Consider the following 17,545-nt stretch of genomic DNA (forward strand, 5'->3'; position numbering starts at 1 on the left):
TTCTGAAGGGAGCCCGGCATGCTCCTCGGCACGTGGAACCTGGAGAACCTCTACCGGCCCGGCGGCCCGTACGGCCCACGGGACGAGGCCGGGTACGAGGCGAAGCTCGCCGCCCTCGCCGCCGTGATCACCGAACTCGATCCGACCGTGCTGGGCGTGCAGGAGGTCGGGGACCCGGAGGCCCTGAAGGACCTGGCCGGGATGCTCGACGACGACTGGCACGTCGCCCTGTCCGAGCATCCGGACAGCCGGGGGATACGGGTCGGGTTCCTCAGTCGTACGCCGATGACCGTGGTGGCCGACACGCGGGCGCTCCCGGCGGAACTGCGTCCCGTCCAGGCGGACGACTCGGGGCTGACGGCGGGGCAGGCGGGGCGGGGTGTCCTGGCGGTCGAGACCGAGGGCGGGGACGGTCCGCTGCGGGTGGCCGTCTGTCATCTGAAGTCGAAGTTGCTGTCCTATCCGAACGGCCGCTTCCAGCCACGCGACGAGGGTGAACGCGCCCGCTACGGCGCCTACGCCCTCTATCGGCGGGCCGCCGAGGCGACGGCACTGCGCGCCCTGGCCGACGAGTTGCTGGACCGGGACGGGCAGGGGCGGGACGTGGCGGTCCTGGGCGACCTGAACGACGAGGTGCAGGCGGCGACCACGCAGCTCCTGCTCGGCCCGCCGGGCTCGGAGATCGGCACACCGGGCCACGACCGTCCGGACCGGGGCGACGCCACGCGGCTGTGGGACGTGGCTCCGCTCATCCCTCCGGGGCAGCGCTGGTCCCGGGTGAACTCCGGGCGGCACGAGCTGATCGACCACGTGCTGCTGAGCCACCGTCTGGTGCACCGGGCGACGGCGGCGGGCACGGGCCTGCCCGGCGAGGGCCCGCCCGGCCTGCCTTCGGTCGGCCCGGACCCGGCGGAACGGCGGGGCGAGCCCGGGTCGGACCACGCTCCGGTGTGGGTGCGGGTCGGCGGCTGAGCGCCGTGACCGTACCGGGTGTCGCGACGCGCAGATCCGTCGGAAACCACCTAGCCGGCGAGGGGTGCCCGGTGCGGTCGCAGGCCCACCCGGGTTCCCCGTCCGGTGAGTTCGGCGAGGAGTGCCGTGAGGCGCTCCTCGTGGCCGGGTCCGATCCGGCCGGTGTCGTCGAGGTGCACGGCGCAGGCGGTCGTGGTGTCGACGAGACGTTCGAGGAGGCCGGCCACCTCGTCGGCGCCCTCGGTGTGCCGTGCGAGGGCGGGCAGTTCGTGGGCGGCGAGGGAGATCGCCGAACGGGCCTCGGCCAGGGTGCGGTAGGCCTCGCGGCGCAGGGTCCAGCGGGTGACGCGGTGGCCGGAGGGGGTGCCGGAGGTCCCGATGCGTGGGGCGCCGGCCTCGGCGAGCACGTGCGTGAGGTAGGCGTGCGCGGCCCGGTCCGCCGCCGCGAGCCGGGCGCGCACTCCCCCGCCGCGCCGCCCGGGTATCGGCAGGTGTCCGACGACCAGCACGATCGCGCAGGCCAGCAGCGTCTCGCCGATCCGGCCGGCGGAGGCCTGGGGCTCGCCGCCGACCATGACGAGCGCGAGGACGAGGACGGTGACGACGGCGGTCTGCGCGGCGAAGTGCCGTGTGGCCACGGGTATCAGCGCTCCGCTGAGGGCGACGAGCGCGATCAGCCCTTCCGGGTGGGGCAGGGCGGCGGCGAGCCCGGCGAAGAGCAGCGCCCCCAGGACGGTCCCGGCGGCCCGGTTCAGCACGCGTGAGGCGAGCGGCCCGAGGTCGGGCTTGACCAGGAAGACGGCCGTTGCGGGCAGCCAGTACCAGTGATCGTGCTGCCCGTACCACTGGCTCCGGTGCAGAGCCTGGGCGACCGCCGAGCCGGCGCCGAAGCAGAGGGCGACGCGCAGCCCGTACTCGCGACCGGCACTGCCGAGGACGGCGCGCAGCCGGTCCCGGACGCTGCGGGGCCGGGTGTGCAGGTCGCCGCCCCGGCCCTGGTCGAACACCTCGGCGGCGTGCAGGAGGGCGTCGTCGAGGGCACGCAGGGCGGGCGCCGAACGGGCGGGGGCCGGAAGCGGCCCGGTGTGGGTGTTGCCGCGCACGGCGGCGGCGAGCCGGCGGGGGCCTTCGGAGGCCCGTTCGGCGACGGGTTCCTCGGCCCAGGCGAGGGCGGTGGCGGCCTCCGCGAGGGGCAGGGCCGCGGCGTACTGCGCGTGCAGCCGCCGCTCGGCGGAGGACGAGGCGTACTTCCGCAGCCGGGGCCCGGCGAGGGCGTCCTGGGCGTGGTCGAGGGCGGCGGTGAGCGCGGCCCGGCGGCGGACGGCGTCCGGACCGCCGACGGCGTCGAGCAGTTCGGCGACGGCCTCGTACACCCCGGCGACGGCCGTGCGCTCCCCGTCGAACCGGAAGTCACCGGCGAGCGAGCCGGGCGTGGGCAGGACGAGGCGCAGCGCGAGCAGCCAGCCCGCGCCGGCGAGGAAGGCGAGCGCCCGCTGCCACCCTGGCTCCGGCAGGGGCATCCCGGCGCCGATCGCGGCGCCGACCAGTACCTGCGTTCCGGCGGCGGACGCGACGGGCCCGACGGCGCTCATCCCCCCGGCGACGAGCCCGACGACCGAGAGCACCACGGTGAGCGCGACCGCCCCGGTCTCCTGCCCGGTGTACGTCCCGATCACCAGCCCCGCCGCACCGCCCAGGGCGGGCACGCCGATCCGCTCGACCGACCGGCGCCGGCTCCCGGGCCGGTCGTTGATCCCGGCGAGCATGGCTGCGATGGCGGCGACGACGCCCAGGGAGGTGAGCCCGGTCTGCACGGCCACCAGCAGGAGGGGGCCGGCCGACAGGGCGCCGCGCGTCACCGCGCTCCAGGGCACCGGCCCCCGCTGGGCACGCAGGGCGTGCGCGAGCCAGGGCGGAAGCGTCGGGGCGTTGCGGCGGGGCACGGTGCTCCTGTCGTCTCGGCGAGGGCAGGGGTGGGCCTTCGGGCGACGGCGGCCGGGGCGTGGTGTGGTGTGGTGTGGTGGTCCACGGTAGGCGGGGTTCCTGGAGAACAGGTTTCCGGAACGTGTCGGGCGCCGTGGAACCGGTGTTCTTTATGTACGCAATCAGAGCCGGTGACCGGGAGAGAAGCCGCGGCAACCTTTTCGAACCCGGTGGCCACTGTGGGGCGTGAGCGCGCGTTCTCCCGAACGACGCACGGACCCGAAGGACTCATCCGTGGCATCCCGATCCCACCGCCGTCCCCTCCGCAAGCGGCGCACGGCCCTCGTCCTCACGGTCGCCGCGGCGGCCGTGGGTCTCCTGGTCTCCCTCGTGATCGCCCTGCGCCCCGGCGGCGAGCCGGACACGGTGCGCACCGACGCCCAGGCCGCCACCGGCGCCCGGCCGGCCGCCCCGCCGTCGACCCGCACGGGGTCACCGGCCCCAAAGCCCTCCGAGGCCGCCGAAGCTTCCAAGGCCCCCCGGGTTCCGGCGCCCGCCGCGACCACCCGTTCGGCGCGGCCCTCGCCCGCCGCCACCCGGTCGTCCGCACCGCGTCCGGTGTCCGGCACGGCTCCCCTGGCGGGACGGATCAAGCCCGGAACCACCTACAACGGGGTCGCCACGCACTACGACGCCAAGGACGGTGACGGCGCCTGCCTGTACGGCCCGAGCTCCGACCTCATGGTCGCGGCGATGAACCACACCGACTACGAGACGTCCCGGGCGTGCGGGGCGTACATCCTCGTCCGGGCGGCGAACGGCGCCTCCGTCACGGTCCGGATCACCAACGAGTGCCCCCTGCCCTGCGCCCCCGGTCAACTCGACCTCAGCAAGGAGGCCTTCGCGAAGCTGGCCGGGCTCTCGGCGGGCCGGATACCGATCACCTGGAGCCTGCAGAGCCCCGACACGTCCCAGAACCTCTCGATCCGCTACAAGACCGGCTCCAGCAGCCACTGGTGCGGCGTCCAGGCGCTGGGCCACCGCAATCCGCTCGCCCGGCTGGAGGTCAGGACGGGCAGCGGCTGGACCCGGCTGACGCGTACCGAGTACAACTACTTCCTCTCCCCCGGCGGCACCGGCTGCGGCGGCTCCCTCAGGCTCACCGACATCTACGGCGAACAACTCACCGTGGGCGGCATCCCCATCCGCCCGGACACCGTCCAGCCGACCCGCGTGCAGTTCACCCGGCGGTGACGGCTTCCACGGCCCGGGCCAGAAGTGTCTGCGTGTCGGCGACGGCCCGGGCGAGCGCGTCCGGGCCGTCCGTCAGGCCGCGCAGCACCACGTCCACCTCGCCCAGCCCCGCCCGCGCCACCAGCCCCTTCTCGTTGGTGACCCACTCCCCGCGCGCCGCCAGCACCGCGTGCGCGGTCTGGGTCGCGGCGAGGGCGATCGCGCCCGCGACCTGCGTGACGGCGTTCTTCGGGGCGTGGCCGGCCCGGGCGTAGGCGAGGGTGGCCGCCGCCGTGCCGTGCCAGTGCGCCGGGGCGCTCTCGCGCAGGGCCCGCGGATAGCCGTCCGGGCGCGGCAGTTCGCCCCGCAGCACGCGGTTGACCGCCAGCTCGGCGACGAGCCGGTACGTCGGGATGCCCGCCAGGTGGAACATGAGGGGCTCGACGCGGACGCGGCCCGCCTCAGCCTCCGCCACCTCGTGCTCGACGACGTCCAGATCGCGGTAGTGGACGTCCACGCGACGGCCCTCGATCGTCAGCCAGGCCCCTCCGTTGAAGACGCCGCCGCCCCAGGCGCCGATCTCGCAGACCTCGCCCTCCCAGCCGACCGCCCGGAGGTCGGCCGGGTCGAAGGCGCCCCGGTAGTAGAGCGCCAGGTCCCAGTCGCTGTCGGGCCGTTCGGTCCCCTGGGCCCCGGAGCCGCCGAGCGTGACGGCCTCGACGGCGGGCAGGCCGGCCAGACGGCCGGCGGTGGCGGCGAGGAAGGAATGGTCGGGGAGGGCGCGGTCGGGGAGAACGGGCACGGCGGGCTCCAGGTCGGGGGCTTCGAATGGCCGGCTCCGGGGCGGGCGTGCCCGGGCCGGATGGATCCCCGGCAGACGCTTCCCAGGTCGGACGGGTCCCGGGCAGCGTAGGAGGGCGGCCCCGTCACCGGGTACCGAAATACGCGTGCGGGCACGGCGGATGGCCCGCATGATCGGGTTGTCCCGCCGCCGCCCGCAGATCGGAGACCTCACGTGATTCGCCGCGTCACCGTCCCGAGCCTCTTCCCGCCGCCCTCCTACTCCCACGCGTCCGTGGTGGAAGCCGGCACGCGGCTGGCGTTCCTCGCCGGGTCCGTACCGCTGGGCCCCGACGGCGCGCTCGTCGGGCCCGGAGATCCCGTGCGGCAGGCCGAGCAGGTCATCGACAATCTGCGGGAGCAACTGGGCGCCGTCGGGAGCGATCTGGCTCATGTCGTGGCGACCGACGTGTACGTGGTGAGCAGCGAGCCGGCCGTGCTGTCCGCCGTCTGGAGCGTGGTCGAGGCGTCCGGGCTCAGCACGGGCCCGCACTCGTCGACGCTGATCGGCGTGGCCTGCCTCGGGTACACGGGACAGTTGGTGGAGATTACGGCGACGGCTGTCGTCCCCGAGTAGTCCGGCGGCCGTCGTCACGAGAAGACCGGCGGCCGTCGTCACGAGAAGACCGGCGGCCGTCGTCCCGGAGCCGGCGGACGGCCGTCGTTCCCGAGCAGACGAGGACCGCCATGTTGATCGAACACCGCGGGCGGCGTCCCGTCGTCCCCGAGTCCGCCTACGTCGCCCCGACGGCCGTGCTGTGCGGGGCGGTCGTCCTCGGTGAGCGCAGCCGGGTGCTGCACGGAGCCGTGCTCACCGCCGAGGACGGGGAGGTAAGGACCGGTTCGGACGTCGTCGTCATGGAGAACGCGCTGGTGCGGGGACGGGCCCGGCACCCCGCCGTGATCGGTGACGCGGTGCTCGTCGGCCCGCACGCCCATGTCAACGGGGCGACCCTGGAGGACGAGGTCTTCGTGGCCACGGGCGCCTGTGTCTTCCCGGGGGCCGTCGCCGGTACCGGTTCGGAACTGCGGATCCACAGCGTGCTGCACGTCAACTCCGTGCTGCCGCCCGGCACGGTCCTGCCCATCGGCTGGATCGCGGCGGGCGCTCCGCGGGCCCGGCTCTTCGCGCCCGGGGAGCACGACGAGCTCTGGCAGATCCAGGAGGCGCTGGACTTCCCCGGCACGGTGTACGGCATCCCGCGCGGCACGCCGATGCGGGAGGTGATGGCCCGGCAGGCGGCCTTCTACGCGGCTCATCACGACGACGTCGTTCTGGACGGCCCCGTATGAACTACTGTCCCGGGGGCCTCCCCCACACCCGTCGTTTGGGCAGCGGCCCGGCGTAGCTCCCCGTCCTGCTCGTGGTCAGGCCCAGTGCCACCAGCGACTCGGCGAGCCGGACCGCCGCGGCGACCCCGTCGACGACCGGCAGGCCCAGTTTCTCCCCCACGGCCCGTTGCAGCCCCGTCATGCCGGCGCAGCCCAGGACGAGCACCTCGGCCCCGGCCGCGCAGGCCCGTTCGGCGGCGGCGAGGAACGCCGTCTCGGTCCGCTCGTGGTCGCCGAGGTCGAGCACGTTCAGGCCCGTGCCGACGATCGCCGCGCAGTTGCGCGCGACGCCGGCCGTCTCCAGGCTGTCCTCGATCTGGCCGCACGAGCGCTCCAGGGTGGTCACGACGCCGTAGCGGCGTCCCAGCAGGCAGGCGAGATGGGCCGCGGCCTCGGTGATGTCGACGACCGGTACGTCGACCAGTTCCCGTGCGCCCTCCCTCCCGTGCTCCCCGAATCCGGCCATGACCACGGCGTCGTACTGCGGTCCGTCGTAGGTCCGCAGCGTGTCCAGGACGGCCGCGGCGGACAGATAGCTGTCGAGCCAGCCCTCCGCGGACGCCGGCCCCCAGGCGGGGGTCAGTCCGGTCACGGTGGTGCCCGGGCCTGCGGCGGCCCGGGCACCTCGTACGATCTCCTCGGTCATCTCCTGCGTGGTGTTGCAGTTGGTGACGACGATCCGCACGTTGTCAGACCTCCGCAGTCGCACGCTCGGGACGGCACAGGGCCGCGTACAGCCCGGCGGCGAGCGCCGTGCCGATGAACCAGGAGTACGGGGCGACGTCGCTGAAGGTCTTCACCAGCGCGAGCACCGCCGCGACACCGGCGGCCGGCAGGAACGCCCACAGTGCCTTGGGGTTGAAGCCCTTGCGGTAGTGGTAGCGGGCCCCCGGGGAGGCGTCGAACAGCTCGTCGACGTTCACGCGGCCGCGCTTGACCCAGTAGTAGTCGACCATGATCACGCCGAACAGCGGGCCCAGGAAGGCGCCGAGGCCGCCGAGGAAGTAGTTCACGACGGTCGGGTTGGAGAAGAGGTTCCAGGGGGTGACGAGCAGCGCCGCGACGGTGCTGATCATGCCGCCGACCTTGAAGGTGATCTTCTGCGGCCACACGTTGGCCAGGTCGTACGCCGGTGAGACGAAGTTGGCGACGATGTTGACGCCCATGGTGGCGATGGCGAAGGTCAGCGCGCCCACAACCAGCACCCAGGTGTTGCCGATCTCGGCGACCAGGTAGGCGGGGTCGGTGATCTCCTTGCCGAAGACCTCGAAGGCGCCCGCGGTGACGATGACCGAGACGATCACGAAAGCCGTGGAGTTGATGGGCAGGCCCCAGAAGTTTCCGCGCTTGACCGACTTGTAGTCGGGGGCGAAGCGGGAGAAGTCGCAGAAGTTGAGCATCAGGGTGCCGTACGTGGCGAGGACCAGGCCGATCGCGCCGAACCACTGGCGCCACTGCTCACCGACCGAGACCGGGTGCGGGGTGGAGGTGAGGGAGATCGTCCAGCCCGCCTTGTAGAGGATCCACACGGCCAGCGCGATCATCACGAGCCAGATCGCCGGGCCGCAGAAGTCCTGGAACTTGCGGACCGATTCCATGCCGCGGCTGATGATCGCCGCCTGCACGAGCCACAGGGCGATGAAGGAGACCCAGCCGAGCGCGTCCAGGCCGAGGAAGGAGTTGTGCGTCCAGGACTCCAGGCCGGGCCAGGCCGCCAGCAGCATCACGTTGACCGCGACGGAGGCGAGGTAGGTCTGGATGCCGTACCACATGATGGCGATCACCGCTCTGATCAGCGCCGGGACGTTGGCACCCCAGATCCCGAACGCGATGCGGCTGACCACCGGGAAGGGCACTCCGTGGCGCTGGCCGATCTTCCCCATCCAGTTCATGCCGATATAGATGATCACGAACCCGACGAGCAGGGACGTGAAGATCTGCCAGACGTTCATGCCGAGGAAGAGCAGTCCGGCGGCGAACGTGTAGTTGCCGAGGTTGTGGACGTCGGACATCCACATGGCGAAGAGGTCGAAGACCTTCCAGTTGCGCTTGCCGGCAGGCGCGAGATCTTCGTTGGTGAGCCGGGGATCGGGGACGAAGGATGCGGTGCCGGTGGGCGCGGCACGATCGGCGAGGGACACGGGGCCTCCAGAGCAAGGGGACGACGGAGGACTGCGTTGCGGGGGGCTGCACGACGTGTTTGGTATACCAAACTGCGCTCATGGTCTCTCCGCCAACCGTTCTGACAGATATCGCTCCTGTTAACGCTCCGTAAAAGACCCCTCGCGTCGGCGAGGATGGCTGCATGACGAAGATCGAACCCTTGGGAGCGGTGCGCGAACGCGTCACGTCCGAGCTGCGGCAGCAGATCATCGCGGGCAGCCTGCTTCCCGGTGACCGCCTGGTCGAACGCGAACTGGCGGAACGCTTCGGCGTCTCGCGCGTGCCGGTCCGGGAGGCGATCCGGGCCTTGGTGGCAGAGGGCTTCGTCCACTTCGAGACACCCCGCCGCACGGTAGTACGCCGCCTCACCCCGACCGACGTCAAGGAACTGTTCGAACTGCGAGAAGCCCTGGAGGTCTACGCCGCCGGACTCGCCGCGGCCCGCGCGACGCGGGAGGACCTGGCCGAGGTCCGGGAACTCATCGGCCGAGCGGCGGCCGCCACCGAGGCGGGGGACGCCGAGACGATCACCGACGTCAACAGCCGGCTGCACGACCGTATCGTGGCGATGGCCGGCAACAGCCTGCTGACCGAGGCACTGGAACCGGTCGCCGGCCGGCTGCGCTGGATGACCCGGCGCAACGAGGAGTGGCCCCAGCTCCTCGTGGAACACCGCGAGCTGTACGAGGCGATCGCCTCGGGCGACCCGGACCGGGCCCGCGCGCACGCGTTGACGCACGTACGGACCAACTACCGCTCCACGGTCCGCCACCTGTTCGGCGAAGAGGCCGCTCCCTAGCGCCGCGGCACCACGCCGCCTCGGGAACCGGCCGCCTTCTAACCGCCTCTGGTGGGCAGTTGCGCCGCGTTCCCGGCCGTGCGCAGTACCTCGCGCAGCATCGTGGGGGTCAGCCGGCCGGTGAAGGTGTTGCGCTGGCTGACGTGGAAGCAGCCGAACAGTTCCAGTCCGTCCAGCGGGACGCGCACCCCGTGCGCGAAGGCCGGGCGTGGCCGGGGCACGGACCAGCCGGCCTCGGCGAACGCGGGCAGCGCGGCCTGCCAGCCGAAACCGCCGAGCACCACCACGGCCCGCAGCGTCGGGCGCAGCAGCCGCAGTTCCTGCACGAGCCAGGGGCGGCAGGTGTCCCGCTCCTCCGGGGTGGGTTTGTTGGCGGGCGGGGCGCAGTGCACGGGCGAGGTGACGCGCACGCCGTTCAGCTCCAGGCCGTCGTGGGCGTGCACGGCGGCCGGCTGGGAGGCGAGGCCCACGTCGTAGAGCGCCTCGTAGAGCACGTCGCCGGAGCGGTCGCCGGTGAACATCCGTCCGGTGCGGTTCCCGCCGTGCGCCGCGGGGGCGAGTCCGACGATCAGCAGCCGGGCGTCCGCCGGCCCGAAACCGGGCACGGGCCGTCCCCAGTACGTCCAGTCCGCGAAGGCGGCCCGCTTGACCCGGGCCGTCTCCTCGCGCCAGGAGACCAGCCGCGGGCAGGCCCTGCAGTCCGCGATGCGCCGGTCGAGGAGGGGAAGACCGCTGACGTCCATCACTCCACCGTAGAGGCGCCGGGGACCATTCCTCTCACCGGGGGACAGAACGCTCAGGACATCCCGGCGCGCGACCCGAGGAGACGGCTGTGTCCGGCGCGGACCGTGCGCCGACGCGGCGCAGCCAGAGCAGCGCCCCGGTCAGCAGCAGCGCACCGGTCAGCAGCCACGGCAGCGGTCCCGGTCGCAACGCACCGACGACGAGGCCGGTGAGCGCGCCGGCCAGTTGCAGCGCGAGGGACTGGACGGACAGGGCGGTGGCGCGGCCCGCTCCCGTGACGCGGCGGTGCAGGAGGGCGTTCTGGTTCGGCGAGGCGGCGCCGACGCCGAGATAGAGCAAGCAGAAGCCGACGATCGCGAGTGCCGTCGCGAGCGGGTGCACGGAGGTCGCGGTGACGGCGAGCAGCACCAGGCCGGCAGCCCCGGTGCCGAGGCAGACCAGCACGGCCCGCTCACCACCGCCCGCGACGCGGGCGGTGAGCGGCGCGAGGTGACTGCCCACACCGTTGCAGAGGAATCCGGCGCAGGAGAGCACGGCGTACGCCATCGCTCCGGAGCCGGGTGCTCCGGTCAGCTCGACGGTACGGCCCGGGACGAGCAGTTCGATGGTGGTGAGGGCTCCTCCGACGGCTGCTGCGGTGAGCAGGATCCGGCGTACCAGCGCGTCCCGTCCGCCCAGGCGCAGTCCGCCCAGGACGGTGCCCGGGACGTCGCGCAGCACCGAACCCCAGGTGGCGGGTGGCCGCGGCGGCTCGCGCAGGACGGCCAGCACGTAGCAGACGAAGACGACCCTGACGGCGGCTCCCAGCAGCAGGGGAACGGACAGGGGCAGGACCACCCCGTGCGTCGCCTCGCTGAGCCGGCCGCCGAGGTCGGGCCCCAAGGAGAGCAGCCAGGGCAGGGCGCCGCCGAGCAGCATGCCGGCCGCGAGCGCGCCCGAGGTCGCCGACCCGCCCCGGGCCAGTCCCGTGCGCAGCTCGGCGTCCGGGCCCGAGCCTGCCTGGACGGTGTCGACGTACCAGGCCTCGGCCGTGCCGCTGGACAGGGCCCGGCCCACCCCCATGAACACCAGGCCCGCCGTGAGGACCCCCGCGGTGGTGCCGAGGCCGGCCAGGACGGCGGCGACCGCGTTGAGCACACCGGCCACGGCCAGTACCGGCCGGCGCCCGAGCACGTCGGAGAGCCCTCCTGTGGGCAGCTCCAGCGCGGCCACGGTGAGCGACTGGGCGGCGAAGAGCCCCGCGATCGTGGCCAGTGACATGCCGCGCTCGCTGAGCAGCAGAACCAGCGAGGCCAGGCCGAGACCCGATGGCAGCCACAGGAGCGCGCAGACGGTGGCGTAACGCCGGCGAGCCTCCCCTGCCCCCGGCAGCTCGGTCATGAGGTGCCCTGCCGGTCCGTGTCCTCACGGTCGGGCGGGGCGAGGGGCAGCCCCGCGGTGAGGAGCAGCACGTTCTCCGCGCGCGGGTCGTGCGCGTCCCGGGCCGTCAGCTCCTCCAGTTTCCCGGCCACCGTGTCCCAGAGTTCCGTGAGCGACTCAGCCGTGAGCCGGGGCATGAGGTCGCTGATCCCGGACGGCTCCACCCACTCCTGGCCGAGGCGCCCGGCCGCCAGGTCCGCCTCGTGCCGGGCGAGGGACCTCTCCAGGTGCTCCACCTGCCGCCGCCGTGCCAGACCGACGAAGGCCCGGCCCGCCTCGGAGGACTCCATCGACTCGTTGCTCCAGGACGTCACGGTGTGCAGCGCCCGCCAGCGCCGCTCCCGCCCGTCGCGATGCTCCGCCTCGCCGATGAACGCGTACTTCGCCAGCACCCGCAGGTGGTAGCTGGTCGACGCCGACGACTCTCCTGTCCGCGCGGCCAGTTCACTCGCCGTCGCCGGGCCGTCCTGCCGCAGCAGCCCGAGCAGCTGGATACGCAGAGGGTGCGTGAGGGCCTTCAAGGCGGCGGTGTCGTGCTCAGGGTCGAGTCGACGCACGTGCTCATCGCTGTCCATGCCGGGAGGGTAGGCACCGGCGTCCACTTGGCAAAAGAGTTTTTGCAGAATTTGTTTTGCAGAATGGTCGGGGGCCGCCGTTCCGCCCGGCGAGGCTTCCGGGAGGACTAAGGTCGGGAACATGGCTTCTGAAGGAGCGGAGTACGACAGGGCGGACGGGACCGAGGGACCCGCGGAATCCGCCGGGACCGTCGGCGCAGGCGCCGAGGCGGGCAGGCAGGGCGCGGCGGAGCCCCTGGACCCGAAGGTCGCCGCGGCCATCGCCGCTGCCGAGGCCGCCGGGCCGCAGGCCGGCTCGACCGTCCGCGTCGACAGCTGGATCTGGGCCGTACGTCTGGTCAAGACCCGGTCCATGGGAGCCACCGCCTGCCGGGGCGGCCACGTCCGCGTGAACGGCGAGCGCGTGAAGCCCGCGCATGCCGTCCGCGTCGGTGACGAGGTACGCCTGCGGCACGAAGGCCGTGAACGGATCGTCGTCGTCACGCGGTTGATCCGCAAGCGGGTCGGCGCCCCCGTCGCCACCCAGTGCTACGTCGACAACTCCCCGCCGCCTCCGCCCCGCGAGGCCGTCGCCCCCGCGGGCATCCGCGACCGTGGAGCAGGCCGCCCGACCAAGCGCGAGCGCCGCGACATGGAACGCCTGCGTGGAGTGACGGGCCCGGGCAGCGTGTCCGGCCCCGGCCCTGTACCCGGCAGGCCCTTCGGCGGAGCTACGGGCAAGACGAGACCCTGAGTTGATCGAGCCGTGCACTGTTGACAGGTCACCACGGGCAGCGCGCTGCACGCGGGTGGTCCCGACAAAACCGGAGAAGCCAAGCCACTCCACGGATCGGCCCCGGACCCGGACCTGGCCCTGGTCCTGGTCCTGGTCCTGGTCCTACGTTCACCCCCTACGCCGCAGCAGGCTGAGCAGATCCGCGTTGCGCCCGCGCCGCGCCCACGCGATGAGGGCGAGCGGCACGATGAGAATCAACGGCGTCGCCGCGTACTGCCCGTCGAAGACGGCTATCTGCACGATGAACGCGCCCACCATCAACGCGCCCAGCGCCATCGCCGCCACTGACTGAAGCACCGGGACCAACAGGGCGATCGCCCCGGCCAGTTCGAGCGCACCGATGGTGTACATCCCCGCGCTCCCCCAACCGAGCCTCTCGAACGACTCGGCAGCAGACTCGTGCCCGATCAGCTTGGGCAGGGCACTCGCGACCGCGTAGAACAGGGCGAGCAGCACCTCCAGAGTGCGCAGGGCGATCCGCGCGCGCCGCCCGCGAGGGGTTGCGGACTCGGCGATGACGGCGCCGGCCGGAGCGGAGTCGGCGGTGGCGGCAGCGGTGGTATCTGACATGAAGGTCTCCTGGTGGAAGCGATCGGCCGTGGTGTCGGAGAGGTAGACCGGCCCTCGCACCGGAACTCATCGCCTCGGAGGATGTGGAGCAGGAAAAGTCACCCCGGGCTTTCAGCCCATCACACGCCATGGACAGCGCAGTTGAGTCCACGCATCAATCAGCCACGGACTCTCCCCCCGCCGACGCCCGGGGCCGCCGGGATCGCGCGTACCCATATCCGATCCTCTGTCAGGTAGCGGTCGACCTTCAGGCCCGCCTCCTTCAGTGCCTCCTCGAACTGCTCCTTGGTCAGGGGCCGTGATCGGAACCTCTGGGTCCAGACGGCGTCCGGGAACTCGTACTCCCGCGCACGGAGTTGACCCCGTCGCCGACCGGCTTCGACGAGGTGATCCGGACGGTGAAGCCGCCGGGGTCCTTCCGCTCGCGCGGCACGTTCTCGTGGCAGTCCTCGCCCTCTCTCTGGATCAGCACGCAGCCGCCCTCCGCGACGTGGCGGACGCAGGTGCGCAGCAGGCCGCGTCGTACATCGGCGTCCCCCGCGTGCACGAGGAAGGACGCCAGCATCACCACGTCGAACGTCTCGCCCAGATCCAGCTCCTCGATCGGGCCGCATATCGTCCGTGCGCCGCGCACGCGCTCCAGCATCGGCGCGGATTCGTCCACCGCCGTGACCGTGAATCCGCGCTCCAGCAGGGGGTGGGTCATGCGTCCGACTCCGCTGCCGAGCTCCAGAATGCGGGCGCCCGCGGGGACCGCCGCCGCGATAACCTCCGGTTCGTCCCCGACAGGCAGCCGGGCGTAGAGCTCCACTGCGCAGCCGTCCGGCGTGATGGCCCCGGGTCCCGTCCCCTCGTACCCCTCACGCATCTTCATCTCCATGCCCGTCCAACGGGCGGCCTCCGCACACCCGTTCCCGCAGCCCCCGCCTTCACCCGACCGAGTGAACGAGGCAGGCGAGGCCGGAGTCGAGGACACGGGCGGGGAGGAGCTGTGCGGGCGAGGCGCCCAGCAGCTCGAAGTTCCCAGCGCCTCCAGGTGCCCAGCAGCGCGAAGTTCCCAGCGGCTCCAGGTGCCCAGCAGCGCGAAGTTCCCAGCGGCTCCAGGTGCCCAGCAGCTCGGAGTTCCCCGCGGCTACAGCAGCGGCGGCTCGGAGGCTCGTGGGGTCGGTAGGTCCCGAATGCCAGGCCTCAGGCCCTGATCCCAGGTTCCGGCCCCTGCCCATGCCCCAGCCCCAGCCCCAGCCCCAGCCCCTGGCAGTTCATCGGCCTAGGCCCCGGGCAGCGTGTCGGCCTCGGCCCCGGGCAGCGTGTCGGCCTCGGCCCCGGGCAGCGTGTCGGCCTCGGCTCTTGCCAGCCTCTCGGCGCCCGGCAGCATGCTCCGCACCCCGTCCGCCTTGGTGGACCCTCGTTCCGAAGAGTACGTTGCAGACAGGAGTGGTGATCGACGATGCGTACAGGCAGTGAACCGCGGACCGCGCGCAGTGCCCTGCGGGCGCGCTTCTGGCTGAGCCTGTGGGGGCTGGTCTGGGCGCTCTTCGGGACGGTGGCGTTCGCCCTCGCCGGGCGGAGCGGGTGGGCGATCGCCTGCGGGGTGCTGCTGCTGATCGTCACCGTCGACCTGGTCGTGGTGCTGCGCCACATCCGGCAGGGCCCGCACTACCAGCCGGGCCCCGACATCCCGCCCTACCAGCCACTGGACGAACATCCACGAGGCGTACCGCCCCGCCTGCCGCCGGACCGGCACTCACGGGACACGCCACCCCGCCGCCGACCACCCGATGACGGCGCATAGGGCACACCACCCGCCGGCCGGCGGACCGCCCACGCCCATGAGGCGCCCGCGGCCAAGGGCCCCACCCGTCTCACGAGCCCTTACGAAACACGTCTCACGAGCCCTTACGAATCGAAGCGCGCGGCCTTCAGGAACTCCGGGTTGGGGTCGAGCGCGGCAGCGAGGCGGAAGTGGCGTTTCGCCTGGTCGGGGCGGTTCTGGCGCTCATACGTACGGGCAAGCGCGAAGTGCGCGAACGCGTTGTCCGGCTCCCGCTCCAGGACGATCTGGAACTCCAGCTCCGCGGGCCTCAGCTGCGCCGCCGCGAAGAACGCACGCGCCCGCAGCAGCCGCGCAGCGGTGTTCTCCGGGTGCGTGGCGATGACGCCGTCGAGCAGCTTCACCGCGCCCCTGGGGTCCCGTGCCGCGAGGAGCTGCTCGGCGGCACGGAAGTCGATGACATGCGTTTCCGGGGTACGTCCGGTCGAACCGCTGGTCTCGGGCACGGCTGAGTCCTTCCCTCACTGCACGGATTCAACGCCCCCGCGGACTGCCGCTATTCCGTGGAGGCCGACCGGGATGCCTGCGACCTGCGCACCAGCTCGGCCCACACGTCCTTCACGCGCTGCTCGAGCGTCTCCAGCGGCACGTCGTTGTCGATCACGATGTCGGCGATCTCTCGGCGCTGCTCGCGCGTGGCCTGGGCGGCCATCCGCGCGCGGGCGTCCTCCTCCGTCATGCCGCGCAGGCGTACGAGCCGGTCGAGCTGGGTCTCGGGGGCCGCGTCGACGACGATCACCAGGTCGTACAGCGGCGCCAGACCGTTCTCCGTGAGGAGCGGGACGTCGTGGATGACGACCGCGTCCTCCGCTGCGGCCTCCTCCAGTTCGCGGGAGCGCGCGCCCACCAGAGGGTGCACGATCGAGTTGAGGACGGCGAGTCTGTCCGCGTCGGCGAAGACGATGGCGCCGAGGCGGGCCCGGTCCAGGCTGCCGTCGGCGGCGAGGATCTCCTCCCCGAAGGCCTCGACGACCGAGGCGAGCCCCGGCGTCCCCGGTGCGACGACGTCCCGCGCGATGCGGTCCGCGTCGATCAGCACGGCCCCGCACGCGACGAGCAGCCGTGACACCTCGCTCTTGCCGGCACCGATCCCGCCGGTCAGACCCACCTTCAACATGGTGCGCAGCTTAGGCCCTGCCGCCGACAGGGTCCTCGCCCGGGCCAGGCCCGGGGGCTGCGGCCGGTGAGCGGCCCGGCACCGGGTTCGTGCCACCGGCGTAGTGAAACACCTCCATCACCCGGCGCCCGGGCCACCTCACCCGAGCCGCGTCGACCTCCTCACCCGAGCCGACCCCCTCACCAGGGTCGTACCACCCCGTCTGCCCGGACCACGTGATCGGCCCCGGGGCCTGTCCCAGGTCGCCCCTTCGCCGGCTCAGTCCCCCAGCTCAGTTGTCGCCTTCTCGCTCCGCCAGGAACTTCTCGAACTCCTGGCCGATCTCGTCCGCCGATGGGATGTCCACCGACTCGGCGAGCATGTTGCCCCGGGTCTCGGCGCCCGCGACGGCGTCGTACTGGTGCTCCAGGCCGTCGATGAGCGCGGTGAGGTCCTCGTCGCCCTCCCGGATCTGCCGGTCGATCTCCGTCTGCGTGCGGTGCGCGTCCGAGCGCAGGGCGTGCGCGATGCCGGGCAGGACCAGTCCGGTGGCGGCCGTGATGGCCTCCAGGACCGTCAGGGCAGCGTCCGGGTAGGGAGAGCGGGCGATGTAGTGCGGCACGTGGGCTGCGACACCCAGTACGTCGTGCCCGGCCTGGAGCAGGCGGTACTCGATGAGGGACTCGGCGCTGCCGGGGACCTGTGCCTCTTCGAACGGGCTGCGGTGGCCCGGGACGAGGTCGGTGCGGTTGCCGTGCGGGGTGAGGCCGACGGGGCGGGTGTGCGGGACGCCCATGGGGATGCCGTGGAAGTTCACGGAGAGGCGGACACCGAGCCGCTCCACGATCTGCTTCACGGCGGCGGCGAAGCGCTCCCACTCCACGTCCGGCTCCGGGCCGGACAGCAGCAGGAAGGGCGCGCCGGTGGCGTCCTGCACGAGCCGCACTTCGAGAGCGGGGTCCTCGTAGTCGCTCCAGCGGTCGCGCTTGAACGTCAGCAGCGGGCGGCGGGCGCGGTAGTCGACGAGCCGGTCGTGGTCGAAGCGGGCCACGACCTGGTGGGGCAGGGAGTCGAGCACCCGGTCGACGATCTGGTCGCCGGTCTCGCCCGCGTCGATGTATCCGTCGAAGTGGTAGAGCATGACAAGTCCGGCCGACTCCTGGGCGAGCGCCATGTCGACGACCGCCAGTCCCTTCGGCTCCCAGGCGTACAAATCCTGCGGATCAAGCACAGTGACCGCTCCTCCTCGTGTTCACACTCCACAACGCCCTTG

18 protein-coding genes and 1 pseudogene are annotated in these 17,545 nt (G+C 72.7%); 7 read left to right on the top strand and 12 right to left on the bottom strand.

Going from position 1 to position 17,545, the window contains the following annotated elements; genetic code table 11:
- The first annotated feature begins 18 nt into the window (after positions 1-18).
- A complete protein-coding gene (locus ACIQU3_RS24160; RefSeq protein WP_403729803.1) occupies positions 19-972 on the top strand; it encodes an endonuclease/exonuclease/phosphatase family protein in 954 nt (317 codons plus the stop codon).
- Positions 973-1,022: 50 nt separating this feature from the next.
- On the opposite strand, the gene ACIQU3_RS24165 is transcribed toward ACIQU3_RS24160, so the two are convergent.
- Positions 1,023-2,915: an FUSC family protein gene (locus ACIQU3_RS24165; protein WP_403729800.1), complete on the bottom strand. Its 1,893-nt coding sequence runs from the start codon at positions 2,913-2,915 to the stop codon at positions 1,023-1,025.
- A gap of 274 nt (positions 2,916-3,189) precedes the next feature.
- Between ACIQU3_RS24165 and ACIQU3_RS24170 the strand changes: the two genes are divergently transcribed.
- Positions 3,190-4,149: an expansin EXLX1 family cellulose-binding protein gene (locus ACIQU3_RS24170; protein ID WP_403927665.1), complete on the top strand. Its 960-nt coding sequence runs from the start codon at positions 3,190-3,192 to the stop codon at positions 4,147-4,149.
- Here the strand turns inward: ACIQU3_RS24170 and ACIQU3_RS24175 are convergent.
- The gene (locus ACIQU3_RS24175) at positions 4,136-4,930 is read right to left on the bottom strand and encodes a nucleotidyltransferase domain-containing protein (protein ID WP_403927668.1); all 795 of its coding nucleotides are present in this window, start codon (positions 4,928-4,930) and stop codon (positions 4,136-4,138) included. The two genes, ACIQU3_RS24170 and ACIQU3_RS24175, sit on opposite strands and share 14 nt — an antisense overlap.
- 213 nt (positions 4,931-5,143) lie before the next feature.
- On the opposite strand from ACIQU3_RS24175, the gene ACIQU3_RS24180 reads away from it, so the two are divergent.
- Together ACIQU3_RS24180 and ACIQU3_RS24185 are read left to right on the top strand one after the other, a co-directional pair.
- Positions 5,144-5,545, top strand: coding sequence for a RidA family protein (locus ACIQU3_RS24180; RefSeq protein ID WP_403927671.1), 402 nt, complete (start codon positions 5,144-5,146; stop codon positions 5,543-5,545).
- Positions 5,546-5,655: 110 nt separating this feature from the next.
- A complete protein-coding gene (locus tag ACIQU3_RS24185) occupies positions 5,656-6,261 on the top strand; it encodes a gamma carbonic anhydrase family protein (protein WP_403927674.1) in 606 nt (201 codons plus the stop codon).
- A gap of 1 nt (position 6,262) precedes the next feature.
- On the opposite strand, the gene ACIQU3_RS24190 is transcribed toward ACIQU3_RS24185, so the two are convergent.
- Positions 6,263-6,985, bottom strand: coding sequence for an aspartate/glutamate racemase family protein (locus ACIQU3_RS24190; RefSeq protein ID WP_403729786.1), 723 nt, complete (start codon positions 6,983-6,985; stop codon positions 6,263-6,265).
- 4 nt (positions 6,986-6,989) lie between these two features.
- Positions 6,990-8,441 (bottom strand): NCS1 family nucleobase:cation symporter-1, encoded by a 1,452-nt coding sequence (locus ACIQU3_RS24195; protein WP_403927677.1) that lies wholly within the window; start codon positions 8,439-8,441, stop codon positions 6,990-6,992.
- Between the two features lie 164 nt (positions 8,442-8,605).
- Between ACIQU3_RS24195 and ACIQU3_RS24200 the strand changes: the two genes are divergently transcribed.
- A complete protein-coding gene (locus ACIQU3_RS24200) occupies positions 8,606-9,262 on the top strand; it encodes a GntR family transcriptional regulator (protein WP_403927680.1) in 657 nt (218 codons plus the stop codon).
- A gap of 38 nt (positions 9,263-9,300) precedes the next feature.
- Here the strand turns inward: ACIQU3_RS24200 and ACIQU3_RS24205 are convergent, their stop codons facing one another.
- From ACIQU3_RS24205 to ACIQU3_RS24215, 3 genes are read right to left on the bottom strand one after another with little or no spacing between them, the layout of a single operon-like run.
- On the bottom strand, positions 9,301-10,005 hold the full coding sequence (locus ACIQU3_RS24205; RefSeq protein WP_403729777.1) for a uracil-DNA glycosylase: 705 nt from the start codon (positions 10,003-10,005) through the stop codon (positions 9,301-9,303).
- Positions 10,006-10,039: 34 nt separating this feature from the next.
- Positions 10,040-11,386: an MFS transporter gene (locus ACIQU3_RS24210; protein WP_403729774.1), complete on the bottom strand. Its 1,347-nt coding sequence runs from the start codon at positions 11,384-11,386 to the stop codon at positions 10,040-10,042.
- Positions 11,383-12,000 (bottom strand): ArsR/SmtB family transcription factor, encoded by a 618-nt coding sequence (locus ACIQU3_RS24215; RefSeq protein WP_403927683.1) that lies wholly within the window; start codon positions 11,998-12,000, stop codon positions 11,383-11,385. Before ACIQU3_RS24215 ends, ACIQU3_RS24210 begins: the two co-directional genes overlap by 4 nt.
- Positions 12,001-12,121: 121 nt before the next feature.
- Between ACIQU3_RS24215 and ACIQU3_RS24220 the strand changes: the two genes are divergently transcribed.
- Positions 12,122-12,733 carry an RNA-binding S4 domain-containing protein gene (locus ACIQU3_RS24220; protein ID WP_403927685.1) on the top strand — a complete coding sequence of 204 codons (612 nt, stop codon included), beginning with the start codon at positions 12,122-12,124 and terminating at the stop codon, positions 12,731-12,733.
- Positions 12,734-12,883: 150 nt separating this feature from the next.
- Here ACIQU3_RS24220 and ACIQU3_RS24225 read toward each other — a convergent pair whose 3' ends face one another.
- Together ACIQU3_RS24225 and ACIQU3_RS24230 are read right to left on the bottom strand one after the other, a co-directional pair.
- Complete coding sequence (locus ACIQU3_RS24225; RefSeq protein ID WP_403927688.1) at positions 12,884-13,345, bottom strand: DoxX family protein; 462 nt, start codon at positions 13,343-13,345, stop codon at positions 12,884-12,886.
- Positions 13,346-13,503: 158 nt separating this feature from the next.
- Positions 13,504-14,213, bottom strand: a pseudogene (locus tag ACIQU3_RS24230) (class I SAM-dependent methyltransferase).
- A 579-nt stretch (positions 14,214-14,792) separates the two neighbouring features.
- On the opposite strand from ACIQU3_RS24230, the gene ACIQU3_RS24235 reads away from it, so the two are divergent.
- On the top strand, positions 14,793-15,137 hold the full coding sequence (locus ACIQU3_RS24235; RefSeq protein ID WP_403729756.1) for a DUF6343 family protein: 345 nt from the start codon (positions 14,793-14,795) through the stop codon (positions 15,135-15,137).
- A gap of 104 nt (positions 15,138-15,241) precedes the next feature.
- Here the strand turns inward: ACIQU3_RS24235 and ACIQU3_RS24240 are convergent, their stop codons facing one another.
- The 3 genes from ACIQU3_RS24240 to ACIQU3_RS24250 form a co-directional block, all read right to left on the bottom strand.
- On the bottom strand, positions 15,242-15,622 hold the full coding sequence (locus ACIQU3_RS24240; protein ID WP_403729753.1) for a tetratricopeptide repeat protein: 381 nt from the start codon (positions 15,620-15,622) through the stop codon (positions 15,242-15,244).
- A gap of 50 nt (positions 15,623-15,672) precedes the next feature.
- Positions 15,673-16,293 (bottom strand): dephospho-CoA kinase, encoded by a 621-nt coding sequence (gene coaE, locus ACIQU3_RS24245; protein ID WP_403729750.1) that lies wholly within the window; start codon positions 16,291-16,293, stop codon positions 15,673-15,675.
- Between the two features lie 271 nt (positions 16,294-16,564).
- Positions 16,565-17,503 carry a PAC2 family protein gene (locus tag ACIQU3_RS24250; protein ID WP_403729747.1) on the bottom strand — a complete coding sequence of 313 codons (939 nt, stop codon included), beginning with the start codon at positions 17,501-17,503 and terminating at the stop codon, positions 16,565-16,567.
- Positions 17,504-17,545 lie beyond the last annotated feature (42 nt).

The organism is Streptomyces sp. NPDC101110 (assembly GCF_044759525.1).
Taxonomy (GTDB): domain Bacteria; phylum Actinomycetota; class Actinomycetes; order Streptomycetales; family Streptomycetaceae; genus Streptomyces.